Raw genomic sequence first — 17,508 nt, 5'->3', positions numbered from 1 at the left:
GATGCACGTGGGCGGCGAATTTTGGCCGAATCGGATGCGCAGCCAATCTTCATGGCGCTCGCCCCAAAACCCGCTCCACCAGCCTCACGAAATAACTCGCTCCCACCGGCAGCAACGCATCGTTGAAGTCGTAACTGGCGTTATGCAGCAGGCAAGGCCCGCCGCCATGCCCATGCATGCGATGATCGCCCGCCCCATTCCCGAGGAACGCATAACAACCCGGTTTCTCGCGCAGCATGAATGAGAAATCCTCCGCTGCCATGGTCGGATCGACGGCCGCGTTCACATGCGCGTCGCCCACCAGCTCGCGCATCACCGCTACCGCCACCGCCGTCTGCTCCGCGTCGTTCACGGTAGCCGGATACTGGCGCTGGAAATCCACGTCGCTCTCGCAATCGAAGGCCGCGGCTGTCGCGGCCACCACGGCGCGCATGCGCGTCTCGATCAGGTCGAGCGTCGCATCGGAGAAGGTCCGCACCGTGCCGCCGAGCCACGCATCGGTCGGCACCACGTTCATCGCCTCGCCCGCATGCACCTGCGTGACCGACAGCACCGCGCCGTCGATCGGATTGCGGTTGCGCGTGACGATTCCCTGCAGGGCGCTCAGCACCTGCCCCGCCGCGAACACCGGATCGCGGCCCAGGTGTGGCATGGCCGCGTGGCAGCCGGCCCCGCGCAAGTCGATCCGAAACAGGCTGGTCGAGGCCATCAGCGGCCCGGGCCGCACCGCGAAATCGCCGGCCGCGATGCCGGGCCAGTTGTGCAGCCCGAACACGGCATCCACCGGGAAACGCTCGAACAGGCCGTCCTCGATCATCGCGCGCGCGCCGCCGCCCGCTTCCTCGGCCGGCTGGAAGAACAACTGCACGGTGCCGTCGAACTCGCCATGCCGAGCCAGATGGCGCGCGGCCCCCAGCAGCATGGTGGTGTGCCCGTCGTGGCCGCACGCATGCATCGCGCCGGGCACCGTCGAGCGATGCGCGAAGGTGTTGGCCTCCTGCACGGGCAGCGCATCCATGTCGGCGCGCAAGCCGATCGCGCGCGCGCTGCCGCCGCGCTTCAAGGTGCCGACCACGCCGGTGCGGCCGACGCCGCGCGTGACGGCGTAACCCCATTGCTCGAGCCGCTCGGCGACGAGTTCGGCGGTGCGGAACACGTCGTAGCCCACCTCGGGATGGGCATGGATATCGCGGCGGATCGCCGTCAGTTCGTCGGCGTGCGCGACGATGGAATCGATCAGTTTCATGCGGAGGGAAGCACTTTTGTCTGTCGTCGCGGCGTGGCCTGGCGGCGGGCCGATCCATGCCGCCCGCCACCGCGCCGCGAGGCATCAGATATGGAACAGCTGCGCCACCAGGGTCGCGCCGATGAAGGTGCCGGCATTGGCCACGAAGGACACCAGCACGATGCGCCAGCCGAGCCGGCGGAAGGCCGGGATGTCCTTGGCGATCGACAGCCCCGCGAACACCAGCATCGGCGTGGTCACGCCGAGGAAATCGTTGTGCGAGCTGAGCGCGGCGATCTGCGAAGCCCACGGGGACCACGGCGAGGTCAGGAACATCGCCACCACCGATACCCAGCAGACCGCCGGAATCCGCCGCCCCGTCACGCGCGCCAGCGCGTCGCCCACGATCGTCGCGCCCACCATGATCGCGATCCCCGGCAGTCCCGCCAACGGTGTGGTGCCGTGGGCGATCCAGTCGCACACCAGCGCCATCGCGGCCGTCACGATCCAGGCCAGCAGCTTGCCGCCGTAGCCGAGCGCGGGCGCCTCGGTCCGCACCTCGCCCAACGACGGGCTGGCCGCCTCGGGCTGTGCCGAAGCCTTGGTGGTACGGCCGATCAGCGGCTCCAGCACGCGATAGCCCCAGACCGCGAGCGGCAGCGAGATGAACAGCGTGAAGTAGGTGCCGATGGTGGTGGTGATCAGGTTGCTGGCCGCGGCGAACGCGAGCACCGATTTCGCCGTCTCCGGGTCCTGCTGCGCGGCGATCGCGCCCGAAGCGGCCGCCATCATGCTGCCCGAGCCGACGCCCGAGCCCATCGCCAGCGCGAGCGGATCGAAGATGCCGAGGCTGCTCACGAAACCCGCGAACACGGCGATGAACACCGCGCCGAACACGGTGCCGGTCAGGTACTCGGCCAGCACGCCGCGCCCCTCGGCCGAATCCATCCCGTACTTCTCGCCGATGATCGCCAGGCTCGGCTCGCGGCCCACCGAGAAGGTCGCGCCGATCGCCTCGCGCTTGATGCCGAGCAGCAACGCGAGCGGCAGGCCGAGCAGGATGGTGCCGACGAAGTGGCCGAATTCCTGGAAGGCCAGCGCCCAGCCCGCCGACGCCAGCTTGGGCAGCGCGCTGCCCACCATCAGCCCGAGCTTGGAGACGAACAGCAGCAGCGCCGGCTGCAGGATCGCGGCCGCGAAGAACTGGTCGGGCACGCTCAGGCGCGCGCTGCTGTTCCAGCGCGCGCTGGCCAGCCCCACCGCGGCGCCGAGCAGCAGCGCCCAGATCATCGGCAGCAGCACGACCTTGCCCGGTCCGAGCTTGAACGTGAACGAGCCGATCCATTCGGCGACCAGCAAAATGCCGGCCGCGTAAAGCAGGACCTTGGCGGTGGCCGCGCCGCCCAGCTCGCGGCGCTCGATACCCAGTGCGTGTTCCATGACGAATCTCCCCTTGAAGCCCGGCTGCCGTCGCATGCGGACCGGTGATTACAGATAACCGAACGCGGTGGGCGGCGCTTCGGCCGTCTCGACCCACACGCTCTTGGTCTGCGTGTATTCGTATAGCGCCTCGACCCCGCTCGAGCGGCCGTAGCCGCTCATGCCGTAGCCGCCGAACGGCGACGCCACATTGATGGTCTTGTAGCCGTTGACCCAGAAAGTGCCGGCATTCACCTGCGCGGCCACGCGATGCGCGCGCGCGACGTCGGTGGTCCACGCCGCGCCGGCCAGGCCGAAGTCGGTGTCGTTGGCGATCGCGATCGCCTCCTCCTCGGTGTCGAACGGGATGGCGGCCACCACCGGCCCGAAGATCTCGGTGCGCGCCACCTCCATCGCGTTCGACACGCCGGCCAGCACGGTGGGCGCCACGAAGTAGCCGCCGCGGCCCTCCTCGACGCCCTCGGCCGAGCCGCTGGCGAGCGTGGCGCCCGCCGCCACGCCGCGCGCGATCATCGACATCACGTGGTCGTACTGCTTGCGATTGTTGATCGGGCCCACCTCCGTTGCCTCGTCGAGCGGCGCGCCGACGCGGATCTTCTTCGCCCCGGCAGCCACCATCGCGACGAATTCGTCGTAGACGGCGCGCTGCACCAGCAGACGCGAGCCGGCCACACAACTCTGGCCCGCGCCGGCGAAAATCGCCGCCTGGGCGGTCAGCGCCGCGCGCTTCAGGTCGGCATCGGCGAACACGATATTGGCCGACTTGCCGCCCAGCTCCAGCACGCACGGCAGCACGCGGCGCGCGGCGGCCTCGGCGATGCGCGCGCCGGTGGCCGGCGAGCCGACGAACACCACCTTGCTCACCACGCGATGCGCGATCGCGGCCTGCCCGGCGGTGTGACCGAAGCCGGCCAGCACGTTGACCAGGCCGCGCGGCAGGCCGGCCCGCTCGCCGAGCCTGGCGACCGCCAGCGACGTGAAGGGCGTCAACTCCGAGGGCTTGAGCAGCACGCCGTTGCCCATCGCCACCGCGGGCGCCACCTGCCAGCCGCAAGTGAACACCGGCGCGTTCCACGGCGTGATCTGCAGCACCACGCCGGCCGGCTCGCGGCGCGTGTAGTTGAGGTGCGAGGTCGGCACCGGGATCACGCTGCCGTAGAACTTGTCGGTCCAGCCCGCGTAGTACTCGAACATCTCGGCGACCTTGCCCACCTCACCCCGGCAGTCGCGGATCGGCTTGCCCGAGCCCAGCGCCTCCAGCCGCGCGATCGCCTCGGCCTCGGCGCGGATCGCGCGCGCCACCTCCTGCATCACGCGGCCGCGCGCGGCATGCGTGAGCGCCCACCATTCGCGCTGCGCGCGGCGAGCGCTGTCGGCGGCATGGTCGATCACGGCTGCGCCGGCGTCGCGATAGGCGAGCGTGGCCTCGCCCGTCGCCGCATCGTAAAGCTGGATCGTGTCGCCCTGGCCGGCGACGAGCTCGCCGTCGATATACGAGCCGATCGTGGCGGCGCCGGGGAAGAAGTGCGCGAAGGCGGCGAGCAACTGGTCTGCGTGCTGGGTCATGTCAGTTTCCGTGTAGGTGAGTCGAGCGGGATCGTGGCGCGGGCTGCCCCGCCTCAGGCCGGATCGAGGAAGTCGACGATGCGGTTGAAGTCCTCGCCGTCGGCGACGGAACCCTCGCTGGCCGCCCACACGCGCGCCGCCTCGCGCGCCACCGGCGCGACGCTGTCGAACTGGTCGAGCAGGCCCAGCGCGAGCCGCACGTCCTTGCGCATCAGCTTCATCGTGAAACCGGAATCGAACTTGCCATTGAAGATCCAGGTCGGGTAGTTGGTCAGCGTCGCGCTGTTGCGGCCGGAACCGCCGTTGAGCGCCTCGACCAGCTTTTCCGGATCGACGCCGGCCGCGCGCGCGGTGCGCACCGCCTCGCTGGCGACCAGCAGGTGCACGCCGGTCAGCAGGTTGTTGAGCAGCTTGGTGACGTGGCCGGCGCCCACCGGCCCCACATGCACGCGCTTGGCGCTGATCGCCGCGAGGATCGGCTCGATGGCCGCGATATCGCTGTCCGAGCCGCCCAGCACCATGGTCATGGTGGCGGTGGCCGCGCCCTTCGGGCCGCCGCTCACCGGGCCGTCGACGAAGCCGATGCCGCGCTCGGCCAAGGCCGCCGCCACGCGCCGCGTACTGTCCGGATCGGCCGTGGTGGTGTCGATCACGATGGAGCCCGGTTTCGCGTTCTCGAGCACGCCGCCGGCGCCCAGCACCACCGCCTCGACCACCGCCGAGGTCGGCAGCGACAGCAGCAGCACGTCGGCGTCGCGCGCGATTTCGGCCACCGAATCGCGCGCCGACAGCACCGCCTGTTCGGCCAGCGCGAGCGCCACGCCGGGCGCCGCGTCGTAGCCGAGCACCGTGTAGTCGCCGCGCCGCAGCGAACCCGCCATGCCGCGCCCCATGTTGCCCAGACCGATCACGCCCACCGTTTTCATCCGACGACTCCTGATAGCTGTTGGTTCGAGGCCGGCGCGCCAGCTTGCGCCTGCCTTGCATGGCTACGATGTTCGGTCCGGCGATCCGTATAATCAATCAACGCCAATATTGATATTGTTCTCTTTTTTAGAACACTCGAATCATGAGCGATACCCTGACCGACAGCCGCATCGTCTATTTCTACGAGGCCGTGCGTTGCGGCACGATCCGCGCCGCGGCCGACTGGCTCGACGTGGCGCCCTCGGCCGTGAGCCGCCAGATCGGGCTGCTGGAGAAGGAGCTCGACGCTACCCTGGTGGAGCGCCACGCGCGCGGCGTGACGCCCACCGAGGCGGGACGTTGCGTGATCGAATATTTCCGCGAGCAGCTCGCGCACCGCGACGACCTGATCTCGCGCCTGCAGGAGCTGCGCGGGCTCAAGACCGGCCAGGTCAGCCTGGTGCTGGGCGAAGGCTTCGTCTCGGATCTGCTGGCCGGGCCCATGCAGCAGTTCTGCCGGCAATTCCCCGGCATCCGCGTTAACCTCGACGTGGGCAGCACCAACGACGTGATCCGCAAGATCTCGAACGACGAAGGCGAAATCGGCCTGGTGTACAACCCTCCCGCCGAACCCAAGCTGGTGTCGCGCGCGTCGAAGCGGCAGCCGATGATGGCGATCGTCGGCCCCGACTTCCCGCGCCGCAGCCACAAGGTGCTGACGGTGCAGCAGCTCGCCACCTACCCGCTGGCGGCCACTCACCCGTCCTACGGCACGCGACAGATGATGGAGGCCGTGGAATACGCCGAGCGCGTACGGCTCGCGCCGATCATCACCACCAATTCCTTCGCGATCCTGAAGGAGTTCGTGAAATCCGGGCTCGGTATCTCGGTGATGCCGGCCTTCGCGGTGACGGCCGAACTGCAGGCCAGGGAGCTGTTCGCGATCGAGATCGCGCATCCGATCCTCGAGAACGCCGAAGCGCACATGGTCACGCGCGTGGGCCGCAAGCTGTCGGTGGCCGCCAACAAGATGCTGCAGATGATGACGGGGCAGATGCGGGCGTTTCGTTAGCGCGGCCTGCCCTGGCTCCTCCTCGCGACGCCTGGCCACCCCTGTCGGAAACACGGATTCTCGCCGCTGGCGATCTGGACCGGACTTTTTTCAAGAATTCGACGCTTCTGCCGTTATCTCGGTATTCCCTCAACCTTTCCTCGTCGTGGCGGGGACGCGCCTTGGCGTCGGCAATGACAGTCGATCTAGCTACCCTCTACCTCCTGGCGATCGGAACCTTGCTTGCCAGTTCCGCCATGACGTACTGGGAACATATTTCACATCCCAAGCGCGGCAACGAACTGCGAATGCTGGCGATTGGATATGCGGCACTCGGAGGCGGCTGCGCGCTGGCGGCATTTCGGCGCGAACTGCTGGGCGCCGCCGGCGCCGCCGTGAGCAACCTCGTGATTCTGGGTGGCTATCTGCTGGTTCTGCACGCCGTCGCCATGTTCAATGGCCGACGGTATGTCAGAAGCTCAATGGGTTTGCTTCTCCTGATGGGGCTGACATGGACGGCCTCTACGGCGTCCTCTCAGACGGTCATCTGGCTCTATGTCAGCGCAGTCCCGATCGCGCTCGTCTCCGCCATGACGGCCCTCGAGCTCACGCGACGCGATGGCATTCCAGCGGTTCAATCCCGACGCGTCGCGGTGGCGGTGACGGGAATCCACGCCCTGTTCTATACCACCAGAGCATTCGCGCTGCCATGGCTGATCTCGGTCTTTGGAGCCGGCGCACAATCGATTGCCAGCAAAATCACCATGTACGAAGGGGTCCTTTATTCCGTTATTTTGCCGATGACGTTGCTCCGCCTGACACGGGAAGAAATTCATGGCGAGCTCTTGCAGGAGTCCCGTACCGATTACCTGACTCGCCTGGGTAATCGCCGGCTGTTTTTCGAAGAGGGGGAGCGGGTTATCCACGAGCACGGGATACGTGGGCTACCTGTCACGCTCCTTGCATTCGATCTCGATCAATTCAAGAGAATCAATGATCGCTTCGGGCACAAAACCGGCGACGAGGTATTGAAGTCATTCGCGGATACGGTTCGATCCGTTGTCGACGCAGAGACGAGCGTGGTTCTCGCGCGCATCGGCGGCGAAGAATTCGCTGCGCTGCTGCCGGGTTACGACACCCGCCGCGCAAGCACGGTGGCAGAAACCGTCGCCAACCGGTTTGCGGCGATATCGCATGGCGCTGACGACAATCGCATTCGCGCTACCGTAAGCATTGGCCTGGCCGAGTCGGATCATGAAACGGCTTCGCTTACCCACTTGCTCTCCATTGCCGACCAGGCACTGTATCGAGCAAAATCGCTCGGCGGCAATCGGCTCGTCCACGCAACGGACGAACCCACGGAACATGCAGCGGTATTTTGAAAGAATAGCGAGTGCTCGCGCCAGGCTTCGATTTTTCTTCCAGTTTGATTGGGCGGCGTCGCCGACCCCGCCGTAGCAGCTGCTACGACAACGCTCCCCTCGAACCCTCTGGGAACGCTGAAGAATGAACCGGTTTATCATCAACGCTTCCTACGCATGATCCCGATCATGTCGCTGCCTAGCCCGCTGGCCTTCACGAATTCCGTCCGACCTCATGCACCTGCCTACGCAACGAGTACGTGGCCTTACGCGCAGTCGCTTGCCACCGGCGATGGCGTCGGTGCCGCGGGTGTATAAGACCCGTATCGAGACACTGGCGTCCGCGTTACAACTGCCGGCACCCGGCTTGAGCGACGATGTCGACCGCGTACTGTGGACCACGCCGTTGCTTGCCCCCGATCGGTTGGGCGTGACTGTCTGATGTGCGGCTTGGCAGGGCTGATTCGCTATGACGGCCACGCACCGGCACAGGTCGAGCGGGTGCTCGCCATGCGCGAACGACAACGGCATCGTGGGCCCGATGACCAGGACGTATGGCATGACCAACACGCCGTGCTTGCTCACAACCGCTTGGCTCTGCTTGACGCCGAGCACGGCGCGCAGCCGATGTGCAGTGCCGACCATCGTTACGTGCTGGTCTACAACGGCGAGATCTACAACCACGCGGAGCTACGCCGCGAACTGAGCGCGCACTGGTCGTTCCGCACGAATACCGACACCGAGGTGGTGCTAGCCGCGTATGCGGTATGGGGCGAAGCATGTCTTCGGCGCTTCAATGGCATGTTCGCGTTCCTGGTGTGGGACGCCCATCGTCGACGAGCCTTTGCCGCGCGCGACCGGCTGGGCGTCAAGCCGTTCGTCTACCTGCAACAGGGGGCGGAATTCCTGTTTGCGTCGGAGGCCAAAGGACTGCTGCCTGCGATGCAAGCGCCGCGTGCGAATATCGACGCCTTGCTGGAATACCTGGTGGCGCCGTTCTTCAGCGGCGTGGCGCAACCGATGTTCGAAGGTATGGCCTACCTGCCGCCCGGGCATCTGCTGCGCCTGGATCACGATCGCTTGCAGCTATCGCGCTGGGCGCCGGAGATTGCCGAAAACCCCGCTGCCAAGGCCGACGATATCGCCCACGCGCTGCGCGAGCGCCTCGCTGCGGCCGTCCAGCGTAGCTTGATCGCCGATACACCGGTCGGCCTGTTTTTCAGCGGTGGCCTCGACTCCACGCTGATAGGCGGCCTGGCGCGAGCGGCAGGCGCGACGCCGCCCTGCTTCACCATTCGCTTTGAAGATCACCATCGCTACGACTACGCGCGTTCGCTGATCGTGGCTTCCGATGATCAACCTTTCGCCGAACAGGCCGCAAACGAATTGGGCCTGCCACGCGAAGACGTCGCACCGACGCGCTCGGCACTGGCCCAGGATCTGCTGCAATTGGCCACGCAAAACGATGCACTGCCCGCGTGGGAACAGGAGCTGGCGCAACACTCCCTGGCGCGAGCCGCCAGCACGCGTCTCAAGACGGTATTGGTGGGCGATGCCGCCGATGAAACGCACTACGGCTATCACTTCCTGCTCGACCCGCACGCCACGCGCGATCCGACCCATATCCTGCAACGCTTGACCGCCGATCCCTATCTACGGCCCGGCTTGCTGGCGCAACCGTTGCAACACTACGGCGAGGTTTATCGCCAACTGGCGATCGCCGCCGGACACGACTGGCATACGCCCGCCTCGCGTTTGCGCGCCACGCAATGGCTGGTGCGCCATCGTTGGTTGCAGAGGCTGTTGCATAACGGCGATATCCACGGCATGGCACATGGCCTGGAAGCGCGCGTACCCTTCAGCGATACCGATGTTCTGGACCTGGCTGCCACCGTTCCGGCCGAGCTGGCGCTACGTGATGGCGTGGAAAAAGCCATGTTGCGTGAAGCGTCGCGCGGTGCGTTGCCGGAAGCCGTGCGCTTGCGCAGGAAGTCGGCCTTGCCCAAGGATCAAGGCAACGGCGAGGCCTTGCGCCAGCACACCCGCGAAATACTGGCGACGGACGCCGACCGCATCGCCGGCTTGCTCGACGTACCCCGGCTACAGCGCCGCTGCGCCGATTCGTCCCCGCTGAACGAGCACGAACGCGCCATGATGTTTCGGGCTTGCTCGCTGGCCCACTGGTCGCGGGTTCACGGCGTGAGCATGCCGTGAGGCGAGCCGTGTTTTGCGTGGTGCCCGACAAGGATCGTCTCAATCCTTGAGTCGATCGAGCGCTTGCGAAGCGCTAGGCTTCGAGGTGGCGTTCTACGCTCCCGCCAATATCAATGGACAGTTGCAGCGCGGTGGAGACTTCACTTTTCCCGGATAAGGACGCACCGACACACGCCGGCATCCGCCGTGGCGCCGTTTTCGCCGCTCATGTGCGCGATACCGAATGGTTGGCGCACTGGTCGGCGACGACGCGAACGTCACCTAATACGGGAACCCGATGCGCCCGTCGCCCATCGGATGCGCGACCGTCCCCATCCGGATGTCGTAGACGTCGGTCAGCACGGCGTCGCGCATGAACTCGGCCGGCGTGCCATCGACGACGATGCGCCCCTGCCGCAACGCGACGAGCCGGTCGCAGTAGCGCGCGGCCAGATTCACGTCATGCAGCACCACCACGCAAAGGCCTGGCTACGAATACCCACCCGACGGCCGCACCGCGCTGTCGGTGCCGCTGCTGCTGAAGCTGCTGGATGAAGCGCCGCCGCTGGGCGAAGGCGGTTTGCCGCTGCCGCGCGACCGGCGCCTGCTCGCGATCTGCGAGCATATGATGACCGACCCGGCGAACGACTACACGCTCGACTGCTGGGCCGACGAGATCGGCACAAGCAGCCGCACGCTCGCACGGCATTTCCGCGACGAAACGGGCATGAGCTTCGGCCACTGGCGGCAGCACATGCGCGCGGCCGAGGCGATGACGCGGCTCGCGCAAGGCGCGAGCGTCGCGTCCGTCGCGCTCGATCTCGGGTACAGCACGCCGAGCGCCTTTATCGTGATGTTCCGGCGGCTGTTCGGGCAAGCGCCGCAGCAATACCTGTCGACCGGAAACTGACGGGTGCTCGCCGCGCCGCTTCGGCGAATCCATCCCGGCCAGCGTTTCATCGAGACTCACGAGCCGTTTAGCGCATGACGCCGTTCAAACTCAACGGGCGACAGGTCGTCTCACGCATCCGGATCCGGAATCCGCGCCGACTGAATCACCACCAGCGTATCGCCGGCCTCGATCCTGCACGGCGGATCTTCGTAAAACGAATAGATCTTCCCGCAGCGATCGAGCCCGACCACGATCGCCCCCGGCACGACGTTCGTCAGGCAACCGATCTCATGCGGCAACGCCTCGCGCTCCAGCAGCGTCGCGCGCCCGCGCGTCGACAGCATGTCGTTCACGAACGGCACGATGTAGCGGCTGTGGACCGCATCCGCCAGCAACAGCGCGCCGATCTTCGTCGACGACACGATCACGTCCGCGCCGGCCTGCCGCAGTTGCCGCTGATACAGGTTCTCCTGGATCCGCACGACGATCTTCGTATCGGGCGCGATGCTGCGCACCGACAGCGTCAGCAGGATCGCGGTCGGATCGTCGGTCACCGAAATGATCACGGCCTTCGCCGCGCGCACCTGCGCCTGCTGCAGCAGATCCTCGTGCGCCGGATCGCCGAGCAACCCCGTCACGCCGAGCGACGTCGCCGCCTCGAGGGCCTGCTGCTGCGAATCGATCACGATGATCGTCGCCGGATCGACGCCGCTCTCCAGCAACTCGCGCACCGCGATCGACCCCGACAGGCCATAACCGCACACGACGATGTGATCGGACAGTTGCTTCTGCAGGCGTTTCATGCGGAATTCCTCGATGACACGCTGGATCACGAACTGATACGCCGTGCCCAGGAAAATGAACCAGATGCCGATGCGGATCGGCACGATGAAGAACGCATCGAGCAGGCGCGCCCGCGCCGTGACGGGCACGATATCGCCGTAGCCGACCGTCGCGACCGTGACCATCGTGAAGTACACGAGATCGGCCACGGTCATCGGCGTGCTCTTGGTCGAATCGCGCAGGCCGTCGCGATCGAGATACAGCACGAGGAACGCCAGCGTGCACAACAGCACGACCGCGCCGAGACGGAACAGCAGCGTGCGCAGCGGCGACGTCGCGGGGCGCGTGAACAGCGTGCGCGCACGCGGCGCCTGCCACGGATTGCGGGCGCGACGCAGACGCATGCGCAACGAGCGGCGCTGATCGGATGGCGTGGCCAACGGGGAATCTCCTGAAGGATGCGGGCTCGATTCTACGACGGGAACGCGTGCGCCCGGCCGTCACAGCATGCTGCGCGGCCGCACCATCGTCCCGTCGACGAACCGCCGCGCGCGAAACGCCGACAGGTCGAGCGACGGCGCGCCCGTGTCGATCCATTCGGCGAGCAGCCGGCCGACGATCGGCCCCATCGCGAAGCCGTGCCCGCAGAACCCTGTCGCAATCGCGAGCCCCGATGGCGTACCCGGTGCATCGATCACCGGGATGCCGTCGGGCAGCACGTCGATCAGGCCGGCCCACGCCTCGACGATCTGCGCATCCTTCAGCGCGGGAAAGATTGCCTTGAGTTTCGCGAGCGCGCGCGGCGCATGCGCCCGATTCGGCTGCGGCTGCGGATCGCGCGGCTCGATCGGCCCGGTCGCGCCGCCGATGCGTGCGAACACGTCGCGCCAGGCGGACGCATTCAGGTGCAGCCGGAATTTGTCGCGCTGCGACCAGAATTCCGGCCAGAAGAGGCTCAATCCGCGCAGGTGGCCGAGCGTCAGATCGACGTCGACCTGCATGTCGTCGGCGAGATTGATCGCGCCGTTCTTGCGTTGCCGGATGCCGAGACCGTGCCCCCAGATCGTCGACGCGGACACGTCGGGCAGCACGTTGGTGCGCATGCAGGTGCCGCGCACGGCCTGCTGCGGCAGCCGGATGCCGACGCCGTCGAGCAGCCGGAAACTGGTCGCGCCGGCCGCGCAGATCACGCGCCGCGTGCGGATCGTGCCGCGTTCGGTCACGACGCCGACGACCGCACCGCCCGCCGTCTCGATCGCGGTCACGCCGCAGCCTTCGAAGAAACGCGCGCCGGCCTCGGTCGCGCGCGCCGCGAACGCGGCGGCCACGCGGCGCGGCTCGGCCTGGCCGTCGGTCGCCGTGTACAAGCCGCCGAGGGTACGCGCATGCGTCGACAGCCCGTTCACGCGTTCGTCGATCTGTGCGCGCGTCAGCGTGCGCGTGTCGAGCCCGTGCTCGCGCGCCACGGTGAGCCACGCCTGGAACGAGGCCCAGTCGTCTTCGTTGTCCGCCAGGTAGAGGCAGCCGCCCTGCCGCCATTCGAGATCGAAGCCGAGCGCCTGCTCCAGGCCTTCCCAGATCCGCATGCCGGCCATCATCAGCGGCACTTCGGCGGATTCGCGCCCCTGCTGTCGCACGAAGCCCCACGCGCGCGTCGATTGCTGGCCGGCGATGCGCGACTTGTCGAGCACGACGGCTTTCAGGCCGCGCAGGCCGAGGTAGTACGCGGCCGCGCAGCCCATGATGCCGGCGCCGGCGATCACGACGTCGGCTTCGGATGGAAATGCCGTATCGGCGTGGCTCAATGCGTCGTGCAGCGGATAGGTGGTGGTCATTGTTTTCGGTCGGATGTCAGTGCATGGCCGGCGAAGCTTAGCGCGTCGATGCCGCGATCGCCGAGGCGGCGGACGGCAAGCAGCTGTTCGCGCTGGATCAGCGCCAGCAGCAACTGTCCGTCGAGCGGGAAGACGGCGAGCCGTTCATGTATCTGCCGGCATAGCGCGAACGCGCAATCGATGCGCGTCGCGCTCGACCACGCCACGTCGAACGCCCGATCACCGCGCAATCATTCAGTCAGGACTTCGCGGTCGGCGCGGGGCGGCCGCTGCACAAGCGCTCAGTGCGAATAGCGCGTTTGCGTGCCTGCCGTACGGTCGAACGGCTGCAGCCTCGCGAGCTGCTCGATCGACATCGTGACGACTTCGAGAACATGCCGCGCGATTTCGTCGTCGGCCATGCCGGCGACGACGTACTGCTCGATGCTCATCGTGCGGGGCGGGTAGCTGCCGGTTTCGTCATCGACGATGTCGATCCTGGCTGTCCGCCTCTCGGGCGACAGCACGACCTGGACAGTCTTGCCGTGAACGACGGTCTGCATGCACAAGGTGGACATTCGCGGTCTCCAATTGCGTTGCCTTCGGACGATCGATACCCCACGACGGGAGTCGTCAATCTACAAATTTCCAGGCGCATTCGCAATATTCAGGCAGCAATGCCAGCGGTCCGGCGCACTACACCGCCGCTCGGCCCGATGCCCGCATGGCACGGGCATCGGCACACGCCGCCGCGCTACGCATAGCGGCTCAACCACTCTTCGGAGAATTGTCTGGCGTACGCGACCGCTTCGGCTTCGGTGTCGAATTCACCCAGCTTGCGGAACGCAGCCTCACGGCTGAAACCCACCTTCGTGACCTCGACTTGCGCGGCGTATTTGCCGTTCTCCGTCACGCGCGGCTCGCAGTTCATTTCGTATCCGCGCATCAAGAATTTCTTCTGCATCGGTTCAACACTTTTTTGAGACGGCGAAATCGTAGCATGCGGCTTTGCCGACGCCGAAAATGTAACTTCGTTGGTTTCACTAGAGGAAACCGTCCATCGATCGTCCTGCAAAAATGGGTGGGATACGGCGGTCCGGCATGGGCGCCGCCCCGCGTTGGTGCATCGCGCGGCGATTACCTGCCGCCTCGTGCGGAATCGCATCCCGGTTCGTCGTCAATCCCATCCCGGCGCGTCGGAATGCGGACTTGAAGGCGTCGAACGCCCCGCCGCGCGCTCGCGCCGAGGCAGATCGGACGTAACTTGATGACACACCTTTCACACAAACCCACCTTTCACAACACTGAATGACGACCATTTTGCGGTAAAGTTATCTTTTCCGTGCGTGGCCGGTCGGCTCGCCATTGGACGTCATGAAGACTGTCCGCCGAGACTGCCGCAAGGCGTCGTTCTGAACGTCACGATCCGTCCCCGTAGCATGACCACTGAAGCAATCACCACGGATTCCCTCGCGGTTGCCGAGCGCGTGCGCGAACTGATGACCCGCAACGGCATCGGCAAGCGCCAGCAGACCACCGAGCTGTGCCGCATCCTCGATCTGAGTTTCTCGCAAGGCCACCGCAAACTGCGCGGCAGCAGCCCGTGGACGCTCGCGCAGATCAAGAAAGTCGCCGAAGCGTACGGCGAACCCGCCGCCCAGTTGTTCGGCGCGCAAACGCTCGACCCCGGCATGGTCGGCGCCTATTCCCAGGAAGCCGTCCTGTATGCGGGCGTCGCCGAGATTCCGTGCACCGCCTGGATCGGCGCACCGCTCGAAGCCGGCGCGCGCCCCGAGTTCGTCGCGTACGAACAGAACGGCCGCTGGCGCGTGCTGCGCCATACCGGCGTGCTGTACCAGAACGCATACGACGTGCACAAGATCGAGATCTACCCGCGCCGCGCGGAGAGCGACAAGCTCGTCGTCGCGGTGATCGATCCCGATCGGGTCAGCGCGACCGAGCTGTGCCGCTATCTCGAACGGCAGGGTTTCGCGACGGCCGCATTCGACGGTCTCGCCCCGTTCGTCGACGCACTGCAGGGCCAGGCCTTCGACGCGGTCCTGACCGAATGGCTGTTCGACGACAGCACGGCCGCCACCGCGATCAAGGCCGTGCGCACGTCCGACAACCCGGGCGCGCCGATTTTCGTGCTGACGGGCGACCTGCTCACCGGACGCGCGAGCGAGGCTGACATCAGCGAAGTGATCCGCGCGTTCGACGTGGTGTGCTACGAAAAACCCGCGCGCATGGCGATCCTCAGCGCCGATCTCGCGAAGCGGCTCACGCGCGGCTGACGTCCGCCGGGCCGGCCGCCCGAATCGCAAACGGCCAACCTCCGCGCGGCGCCGCGGGCATGAACGGGTTCCTCAGTACAATAGCCGCACCCGTTCACGCCCACGCCGGCATCCGCCGTCCGACGCCATGGCCCGCCTCATCCCCGACGACTGGAAAAGCCTCGCCGCGACCGGCGCGGCCGAACGCGAGCGCGAAACGCTCGCCGCGCTCGAACACGCGCTGCCCGACGGCTACACCGTGTATCACGGCGTCCACTGGACGCGCGCCGACCAGGCATTCTCGGTGTTCGGCGAAGCCGCGTTCGTCGTCGTGAGCCCGGCCGGGCGCGTGCTGCTGATCGAACAGAAGGCCGGCTTCCTGCGCGAGACCCCGAAAGGGCTCGTGAAGGTCTACCTGCAGAAGGAGCGCAATGTCCCGATCCAGCTCGCGCGCACGCAGGAGACGCTGCACCGGCGCCTGACGGCTGCGCTCGGCGCGGGCGTCTACGGCGTCGAGGCGCTGCTGTACTGCCCCGACTACTCGATCCGCGACGCGTCGATCGCCGGCGTCGCGCCCGACCGCATCGTCGATGCGTCGCGCAAGGCGCAGCTCGCGCAGGTGATCCAGCAGATCCTGCCCGAGGACGACGAGCACTTTCCGAACGCGCCGAAGCTCCACCATTTCCTCGCGGACGAACTCGCGCTCACGCCCGACACGAGCGCGCTCGTCGGGCAAGCCGGCACGCTCGTCACGCGGCTGTCGGGCGGGCTCGCCGCATGGGCGCGCCAGCTCGACTTCACGCCGTTCCGGCTGCGCGTCACCAGCACCGCGGGGTCGGGCAAGACCCAGCTCGCGGTACAAGTGATGCGCGATGCCGTCGCGGCCGGCCAGCGCGTGCTTTACGTCTGCTTCAACCGGCCGCTCGCCGACTACATCGCGCGCATCGCACCGCCCGGCGCGAAGATCGCGAACTATCACCAGCTGTGCGACTGGGTCGCGCGTGACGGCGGCTATACGCCCGATTTCCAGGTGCCCGGCGAGTTCGAACGGCTCGAGGCACGCTTCGCGCAAGCGCCGATTCCCGAACGCTGGCGCTTCGACGTGCTGATCGTCGACGAAGGGCAGGATTTCCATGCGCCGTGGGCGGCCGCGCTGGAGCGTCTGCTCGCGCCGGACGGCGCATGGTGGTGGCTGGAAGATCCGCTGCAGAACCTGTACATGCGCGAACCCGTCGCGCTGCCCGGCTGGGTCACGTTGAAGGCGCTCACGAATTACCGCAGCCCGCGCGACCTGCTCGAATTCGTGCGCGACGTCGTCGGCCGGGTCGAGCCGCTCGCGGCCGAACTGCGCTCGGGCAGCCCGTTCGACGGCTCCGATCCGTCGGTGTCGGCCTACGGGGAAGAAGGCGCGTCGGGCGACGCACTGGCGCAAGCCTGCATCGACGCGACCAAGCGCGCGATCACGCAGGCGCTGTCGCTCGGCTTCCGCAAGCAGGACATCGCGGTGCTGTCGTACCGCGGCCGCGAAGGCTCGGTGCTCGCGCCGCTCGACCAGCTCGGCCCGCACCGGATCAAGCGCTTCACCGGCAAGTACGACCTGTTCGGCAACCCCGAGTATCGCGAGGGCGACGTGCTGCTCGATTCGATCTACCGCTTCAAGGGCCAGTCGGCACCGTGCGTGATCCTCACCGAAGTCGATTTCGACATGCTCGACGCGCGTGCCGCGCGCAAGCTGTTCGTCGGTGCGACGCGCGCGACGATGAAGCTGCTGATCGTCGCGTCGTCGCGCGCGGCCGCGCAACTGGCGGTGGGGTGATGCGGCGGCGCTCGCCTGGCCGCTCCGGGACAATCCCCGAGATCGTGGTTGTCGACACAATCGGGCACATTTCCCGATGCTCCGGGCCCTTGTCCACGCTCGTTTCGACCCGTTTCGGCAATACCTGATGGTTTGTTCGTTTGCAGCTGGCTTTTACGATGCCGGGCCATTCGTTGCAAACGGAATAG

The 17,508-nt window shown here is 66.8% G+C and carries 16 protein-coding genes; 6 read left to right on the top strand and 10 right to left on the bottom strand.

The window, feature by feature from the left end; translation table 11 throughout:
- Positions 1-49 precede the first annotated feature (49 nt).
- The 4 genes from HWX07_RS03950 to HWX07_RS03935 all read right to left on the bottom strand — a co-directional run bounded on the left by HWX07_RS03950 (position 50) and on the right by HWX07_RS03935 (position 5,172).
- Complete coding sequence (locus HWX07_RS03950; RefSeq protein ID WP_175875253.1) at positions 50-1,246, bottom strand: M20 aminoacylase family protein; 1,197 nt, start codon at positions 1,244-1,246, stop codon at positions 50-52.
- An 84-nt stretch (positions 1,247-1,330) separates the two neighbouring features.
- Complete coding sequence (locus HWX07_RS03945; RefSeq protein WP_011547471.1) at positions 1,331-2,665, bottom strand: DUF3100 domain-containing protein; 1,335 nt, start codon at positions 2,663-2,665, stop codon at positions 1,331-1,333.
- 48 nt (positions 2,666-2,713) lie between these two features.
- The gene (locus HWX07_RS03940; protein ID WP_175875252.1) at positions 2,714-4,231 is read right to left on the bottom strand and encodes an aldehyde dehydrogenase family protein; all 1,518 of its coding nucleotides are present in this window, start codon (positions 4,229-4,231) and stop codon (positions 2,714-2,716) included.
- Between the two features lie 53 nt (positions 4,232-4,284).
- Positions 4,285-5,172, bottom strand: a complete 888-nt coding sequence (locus tag HWX07_RS03935; protein WP_226209843.1) for an NAD(P)-dependent oxidoreductase — start codon at positions 5,170-5,172, stop codon at positions 4,285-4,287.
- Between the two features lie 128 nt (positions 5,173-5,300).
- On the opposite strand from HWX07_RS03935, the gene HWX07_RS03930 reads away from it, so the two are divergent.
- From HWX07_RS03930 to asnB, 3 genes are all read left to right on the top strand, one after another.
- Positions 5,301-6,209, top strand: coding sequence for a LysR family transcriptional regulator (locus HWX07_RS03930; RefSeq protein WP_023475881.1), 909 nt, complete (start codon positions 5,301-5,303; stop codon positions 6,207-6,209).
- A gap of 173 nt (positions 6,210-6,382) precedes the next feature.
- A complete protein-coding gene (locus HWX07_RS03925) occupies positions 6,383-7,570 on the top strand; it encodes a GGDEF domain-containing protein (RefSeq protein WP_175875251.1) in 1,188 nt (395 codons plus the stop codon).
- 420 nt (positions 7,571-7,990) lie between these two features.
- The gene (asnB, locus tag HWX07_RS03920; RefSeq protein ID WP_175875250.1) at positions 7,991-9,763 is read left to right on the top strand and encodes an asparagine synthase (glutamine-hydrolyzing); all 1,773 of its coding nucleotides are present in this window, start codon (positions 7,991-7,993) and stop codon (positions 9,761-9,763) included.
- A 261-nt stretch (positions 9,764-10,024) separates the two neighbouring features.
- Here the strand turns inward: asnB and HWX07_RS03915 are convergent, their stop codons facing one another.
- Positions 10,025-10,219: a hypothetical protein gene (locus HWX07_RS03915; RefSeq protein WP_175875249.1), complete on the bottom strand. Its 195-nt coding sequence runs from the start codon at positions 10,217-10,219 to the stop codon at positions 10,025-10,027.
- 49 nt (positions 10,220-10,268) lie between these two features.
- Here HWX07_RS03915 and HWX07_RS03910 point away from each other — a divergent pair, with 49 nt between their 5' ends.
- Positions 10,269-10,652, top strand: coding sequence for an AraC family transcriptional regulator (locus HWX07_RS03910; protein WP_244129914.1), 384 nt, complete (start codon positions 10,269-10,271; stop codon positions 10,650-10,652).
- Positions 10,653-10,762: 110 nt separating this feature from the next.
- Here the strand turns inward: HWX07_RS03910 and HWX07_RS03905 are convergent, their stop codons facing one another.
- The 5 genes from HWX07_RS03905 to HWX07_RS03885 all read right to left on the bottom strand — a co-directional run bounded on the left by HWX07_RS03905 (position 10,763) and on the right by HWX07_RS03885 (position 14,195).
- Complete coding sequence (locus HWX07_RS03905) at positions 10,763-11,857, bottom strand: potassium channel family protein (RefSeq protein ID WP_175875248.1); 1,095 nt, start codon at positions 11,855-11,857, stop codon at positions 10,763-10,765.
- Between the two features lie 60 nt (positions 11,858-11,917).
- Positions 11,918-13,252 carry an FAD-binding oxidoreductase gene (locus HWX07_RS03900; protein ID WP_175875247.1) on the bottom strand — a complete coding sequence of 445 codons (1,335 nt, stop codon included), beginning with the start codon at positions 13,250-13,252 and terminating at the stop codon, positions 11,918-11,920.
- A complete protein-coding gene (locus HWX07_RS03895; protein ID WP_175875246.1) occupies positions 13,249-13,458 on the bottom strand; it encodes a hypothetical protein in 210 nt (69 codons plus the stop codon). Before HWX07_RS03895 ends, HWX07_RS03900 begins: the two co-directional genes overlap by 4 nt.
- Positions 13,459-13,533: 75 nt before the next feature.
- Positions 13,534-13,809: a hypothetical protein gene (locus HWX07_RS03890; RefSeq protein WP_175875245.1), complete on the bottom strand. Its 276-nt coding sequence runs from the start codon at positions 13,807-13,809 to the stop codon at positions 13,534-13,536.
- Positions 13,810-13,985: 176 nt separating this feature from the next.
- A complete protein-coding gene (locus tag HWX07_RS03885; protein WP_175875473.1) occupies positions 13,986-14,195 on the bottom strand; it encodes a hypothetical protein in 210 nt (69 codons plus the stop codon).
- A gap of 475 nt (positions 14,196-14,670) precedes the next feature.
- Here HWX07_RS03885 and HWX07_RS03880 point away from each other — a divergent pair, with 475 nt between their 5' ends.
- Both HWX07_RS03880 and HWX07_RS03875 read left to right on the top strand, forming a co-directional pair.
- Positions 14,671-15,525 (top strand): helix-turn-helix domain-containing protein, encoded by an 855-nt coding sequence (locus HWX07_RS03880; protein WP_175875244.1) that lies wholly within the window; start codon positions 14,671-14,673, stop codon positions 15,523-15,525.
- 127 nt (positions 15,526-15,652) lie between these two features.
- Entirely contained in the window at positions 15,653-17,320 is a 1,668-nt protein-coding gene (locus tag HWX07_RS03875) for an ATP-binding domain-containing protein (RefSeq protein ID WP_175875243.1), read from the top strand.
- Positions 17,321-17,508 lie beyond the last annotated feature (188 nt).

This window comes from Burkholderia sp. BCC0097 (assembly GCF_902832985.1).
GTDB classification, from domain to species: domain Bacteria; phylum Pseudomonadota; class Gammaproteobacteria; order Burkholderiales; family Burkholderiaceae; genus Burkholderia; species Burkholderia orbicola.
The sequence above is the reverse complement of the archived record's forward strand: the minus strand, read 5'-3'. Positions and strand labels throughout refer to the sequence as shown.